This is a genomic window from Synechococcales cyanobacterium T60_A2020_003, assembly GCA_015272205.1.
Taxonomy (GTDB): domain Bacteria; phylum Cyanobacteriota; class Cyanobacteriia; order RECH01; family RECH01; genus JACYMB01.
In genome coordinates this window covers 1-4,786 of the sequence record JACYMB010000109.1, presented here as the reverse complement: position 1 = coordinate 4,786, position 4,786 = coordinate 1, and the positions used below count along the sequence as shown (strand labels likewise).

Below are 4,786 nucleotides of genomic sequence, written 5' to 3'. Positions count from 1 at the left end.
CAGACTCCAGGACAAAGCGAATTTTTATCTTGAAACCCGTGCAGCGCGCGGGTTTCCCCATTAATGTTCGCTCTTGATCACCATCACTCAGTCGTACTCATTTTCTTTAATACCCTTTGCCATGTCCCGTGCCGATTCATCCCGTGAGGCGATCGCTAATCAACCTGACCTTGTCATCCCGCAACTCATTGTGGGTTTAGGAAATCCTGGTGAAAAGTACGATCGCACCCGGCACAACGTTGGATTTGAGGCCGTTGATTTGTTGGCAAAAACCTGGCAAATTTCAATGGCAGAAAACCGACGCTTTCAAGGGATATACGGTGAAGGACGCGGCCCCCACGGTCAAAAGATTGGCCTCCTCAAACCCCTCACCTATATGAATCGTTCGGGTCAAGCTATTCGAGCCGTCATCGACTGGTTTAAGCTCCCCCCAGAATCAGTGTTGGTGATCTATGACGATTTAGATTTACCAGTCGGTAAAATCCGCCTGCGATCATCGGGGTCGGCAGGCGGGCACAACGGCATGAAGTCAGCGATCGCCCATTTGAAAACCCAAAATTTTCCGCGTTTACGGATCGGCATTGATAGCCCTCGTGCTGCTCATAATTCCGATAAGGCCGTTGTTTCCCACGTCCTTGGACAGTTTTCAAAGGCTGAATCTGAAGTCATTACTGACGTTTTATATCTATCCCGCGATGCCATTGAACTGGGGCTTCGAGAGGGGATCGCCAAAGCCATGAGCCTCTACAACAATCGCTCAATTTCAATAAATCCGTAGGACTACCAGTTGGCTGTTGTTACGAATCTTCGCTAAATTCGACGTAAGCCCTTAATCCCTATTGAGGGCGAACTACCTCCCAAGTTCATAAACCCTTACAGAGTTGACGGGTCGCTATGGTCTCTACGGTTCCGGTTCTGAGTTCCCAGTCTTTGCGTAAATGTCACGTGTTGTTGCCGGGTGAACTCAAAGCATCCAGTGCACTGATCTACGCGAATCAATACTATGTCTACGTTCGCAGCTTTTCAGATTTAGCAGCAGCCCAGCGGGGTGCCGATCGGCTACAGGAGAAAGGTAACAAGGTTGTCTTGACGGAGACCCCGCGCGGCTTGGTATTGTGGGTGCTTGAACCCGAGGCGCGACCTACCGTACGGTCGATGCTGCGTTGAAACGAAGCATGGAGTGAAATTGTGGCGTCTAAGCGTTTGCCGGAAACGACCGCCTACGTTCGCATTACGCATCAGTCGTGGCAGCACGGCAAGATTGAGGGAGAAGTCAGAGCTAGCGACTATGAATGGCAATTTCAGTGGCGATTCCGCAAGGGAGAGTTGTCGATTGAGCCGTCGTTAGGTCGAGCACTCATTCGTGATCCCTTGGGGCGTTTTCTAGAGCATGCCGACTATCAACTTGAACCGGGCGGCGATTACTCGTTTACAATTCGTGCGAAATTTTAGTCCAAAATTAAATGCAAGTTTCTGCCCAGGGCAACTGCGGAAAAGCACGTAAGACGGGCGATCGCTACCCGGAAAACGGCTTAAGGATCAATAGAGCTGTTGATCTGAAGAAGGCGGCAGCAGCACTTTTATGCTTACGGAGATACCCGATCCAGGTAGCGCTCGACCAATAAAATAGCCACAATGTCATCGATAGGGCGTGGGGGAGTTCTCATCCCCTTGGGAATGATCTGGGTGAGTCCACGAGGTGGATACATCTCCCAATAGCGATCGCGCGCCTCAAGACTGGTGTATCGCTCATCCACAAGGACAATATCCCCAACCTCCTCCACTCCCGTTTGAATCTTCTGTTTCCACTCTTGAGCGGTGGTTTGATCGCCCATGACTAGGGTGATGACTGGGAATTGCTGATACAGCGTCTGAAGCGTGGCGATCGCTTCTTCGGCATTCACAATTTGATGGGATAGCACAAATTTGTCAGTCGTCACTACAGCTAAGCCACATTTTTGACGACCTGGATCAAATCCAAGAATCACGGCTGGAGAGGTGCGTTGAGATGACGTCATACTTTAGAGTAGTAGCGGCTGGAATGTAGCCATAAAACGGGAAGAATTGTGAACTGTCTTCGGCTTTTCTGCAAAAAGGAGGAGACAAATCAACTGGTATTGTAAGGGCAATACCGACTATCGGGGTGATCAACCAGGTCTAATACGTTTGGAGACATGGCCTACAGCGTATCCAGCAATTGCCCAGTTGGATTGGGATGGCTGTCAGTGTCGAGTTAGGATTGCTCCTTTGCTTTGGGATGCTACACACATCTCTGGGTCGCCGATATCCAGGGGTATTATTCGTCTGGGCATCGTGGTCGATCACGCTCGTTGAACAGATTTGGGCAACTGTGAATGGTTTTGCTTTAGCAGGTATCTATGCGTGGACGCTGACATTTTTAGTCCAAGCAACGTTAATCCCGGTGCGTTGGCCGCTGCATCTCACCACCCAGCTTGGTGTTTTGGGATACTACTTCATCGCTAATACCATCCTTGGGTATATACCGTCCGGTCAGGGACTCTGGGCGCCTGCACAAATGCTCTACTTAGGTTGGTTTTGCGGAATTTGTACCCTATCCGTATTGCTCTATGAGCGATTGCAGCGGGCAGAGTTCCATGGGCGGAAAGCCTTAGAAGCGGAGCGAGCAAAGTCTGAAAATCTATTGCTGAACATCTTACCGGAGGCCGTAGCGCGGCAACTGATGCAAGAACAGCGCACCATTGCTGAAAGCTTTACGGAAGCAACGGTGCTATTCGCCGATATTGTTGGATTCGCCCAACTCTCCTCCGAAATTCCGCCCCAGGATGTCGTGGAACTCTTGAATCACGTATTTTCAACCTTTGATGAACTAGCCGAAAAACATCAGCTTGAGAAGATTAAGACGATTGGTGATGCCTATATGGTTGTCGGGGGACTGCCCAGCCATCGCTATGATCACACCGAGGCGATCGCCGATATGGCGCTGGATATGCAGGCGACGATCGCCCAAATTCAAACCACAGATGGCAAGGCACTACAGCTTCGCATTGGCATTAATACGGGGCCTGTCATCGCCGGAGTCATTGGCATCAAGAAATTTATCTACGATCTCTGGGGAGACACGGTGAACGTGGCGAGCCGCATGGAATCTAACGGATTAGCAGGCTACACCCAGGTCACAACCGCCGTCTACGAACGCCTGAAGGATGGCTATGTTTTTGAGCAGCGGGGCACGATTCACGTCAAAGGCAAGGGAGAAATGACCACCTATCTTCTCCAATCCAAAGTCGTTTAGCGATCGCACACATGAGCCAACATGGGGGGCTACGTTTGCTCACCATTCCCCAGATCCAGCATTAACAATTTGGCAGGACTTACGCACTACGTGCGGCGTCCTGAGTCTTTTAGGCGATTTTGCGCGGGTTATACCCGCGCAAAATCGCCCAATGGCGTAAGTCCTGTTTGGTCAATTAGGCAGGGATGGATGGGGTAGGAGCCTTTGCTGTTAAGCAAAGTCAGCCAATCTGCGACTGTTTGATTAATTCAGCTAATTTCACAAAACTTTATTCTTGACCGTCGGTATTTTATACTACCCAAGGACGAATACAAATCTATACATACGGAAGGAGAAGCAATGTCGGAGGCACAACAGCCACTGACAGAGTTAAGGGAACTGCTCGGACCACCGGGAGACATCAACCCAACGTTGATTATGTTTTGGGTTGCCGTTGCGTTAGTTGCCTTATCTGTAATGGGTTATTGGCAATGGAATTTTCCAGGTTTTGTGTGCTTCATGCTCAATGTCGTCGCACTTCATCTGGTCGGTACTGTCATTCACGACGCATCTCACAATGTCGCTCATCGCAATCCTGTCGTTAATGCGCTTTTAGGACACGGCAGCGCCTTGATGCTTGGATTTTCATTCCCAGTGTTTACTCGTGTTCACATGCAGCACCATGCAAACGTGAATGATCCTGAGAATGACCCTGATCATTTTGTCTCTACGGGTGGCCCGCTCTGGCTCATCGCCGCACGGTTCTTTTATCACGAGATATTTTTCTTCCGGCGCAAGCTCTGGCGCAAGTACGAGCTTTTAGAGTGGTTTTTGGGTCGGCTTGCGGTAGCCGCGATTGTGTACTTCGCTGTTCAGCACGGATTCCTAGGGTATATCTTCAACTTCTGGTTTTCGCCAGCGTTAGTCGTGGGTCTGGCCTTGGGCCTGTTCTTTGACTATCTGCCCCACCGTCCGTTTCAGGAGCGCGATCGCTGGAAGAATGCCCGTGTGTATCCCAGTCCCATTTTGAACGTGTTGATCATGGGGCAAAACTATCACCTCATTCATCACCTTTGGCCTTCAATTCCTTGGTATCACTACCAAACAGCCTACCGAGTCACGCAGCCACTGTTGGATTCAAAAGGGTGCGACCAAACCTTGGGTCTGTTGAAAGGTAAGAGTTTCTGGGCGTTCGTTTATGACCTGTTTTTAGGTATTCGATTCCACCATCGTTCGTCTTAACAAGCTTGGGGTGCCCCTACGCTCGATCTCGAGTTTGATAGCTTGAACCAGCACAACTTTAAGTGTTTTGAGAAGCGATCGCCCAGCGATCGCTTTTTGTTTGGCAGTCCCCAGTCGAATGAGCGAACTCCTGCATCGCACAATACGTGTGACGGGTATCGAGAGAAGGGGCGATCGTGATCACACCTTTAGGGCTTATCGTATGACAAAACAAAGGAAACCAAGGTTTCCTAGTCTGAAAAGGATGACAGACGATGCGCCCATTGCCTGTTAATGCTAATTTCATGCTGC

At 49.9% G+C, this 4,786-nt stretch carries 7 protein-coding genes; 6 read left to right on the top strand and 1 reads right to left on the bottom strand.

Annotation, left to right across the window (positions count from 1 at the left end; genetic code table 11):
* The first annotated feature begins 121 nt into the window (after window positions 1-121).
* The 3 genes from IGR76_05635 (at window position 122) to IGR76_05625 (ending at window position 1,452) form a co-directional block, all read left to right on the top strand.
* Window positions 122-778, top strand: coding sequence for an aminoacyl-tRNA hydrolase (locus IGR76_05635; protein MBF2077998.1), 657 nt, complete (start codon window positions 122-124; stop codon window positions 776-778).
* A 116-nt stretch (window positions 779-894) separates the two neighbouring features.
* On the top strand, window positions 895-1,167 hold the full coding sequence (locus IGR76_05630; GenBank protein ID MBF2077997.1) for an SPOR domain-containing protein: 273 nt from the start codon (window positions 895-897) through the stop codon (window positions 1,165-1,167).
* A gap of 21 nt (window positions 1,168-1,188) precedes the next feature.
* The gene (locus IGR76_05625) at window positions 1,189-1,452 is read left to right on the top strand and encodes a DUF3146 family protein (GenBank protein ID MBF2077996.1); all 264 of its coding nucleotides are present in this window, start codon (window positions 1,189-1,191) and stop codon (window positions 1,450-1,452) included.
* Between the two features lie 134 nt (window positions 1,453-1,586).
* Here IGR76_05625 and IGR76_05620 read toward each other — a convergent pair whose 3' ends face one another.
* Window positions 1,587-2,018, bottom strand: a complete 432-nt coding sequence (locus IGR76_05620; protein MBF2077995.1) for a pre-16S rRNA-processing nuclease YqgF — start codon at window positions 2,016-2,018, stop codon at window positions 1,587-1,589.
* Window positions 2,019-2,350: 332 nt separating this feature from the next.
* Here IGR76_05620 and IGR76_05615 point away from each other — a divergent pair, with 332 nt between their 5' ends.
* The 3 genes from IGR76_05615 to IGR76_05605 all read left to right on the top strand — a co-directional run bounded on the left by IGR76_05615 (window position 2,351) and on the right by IGR76_05605 (window position 4,675).
* On the top strand, window positions 2,351-3,274 hold the full coding sequence (locus tag IGR76_05615; protein ID MBF2077994.1) for an adenylate/guanylate cyclase domain-containing protein: 924 nt from the start codon (window positions 2,351-2,353) through the stop codon (window positions 3,272-3,274).
* A gap of 339 nt (window positions 3,275-3,613) precedes the next feature.
* On the top strand, window positions 3,614-4,495 hold the full coding sequence (locus tag IGR76_05610; protein MBF2077993.1) for a fatty acid desaturase: 882 nt from the start codon (window positions 3,614-3,616) through the stop codon (window positions 4,493-4,495).
* Window positions 4,496-4,537: 42 nt separating this feature from the next.
* Complete coding sequence (locus tag IGR76_05605) at window positions 4,538-4,675, top strand: hypothetical protein (protein ID MBF2077992.1); 138 nt, start codon at window positions 4,538-4,540, stop codon at window positions 4,673-4,675.
* Window positions 4,676-4,786: the final 111 nt, after the last annotated feature.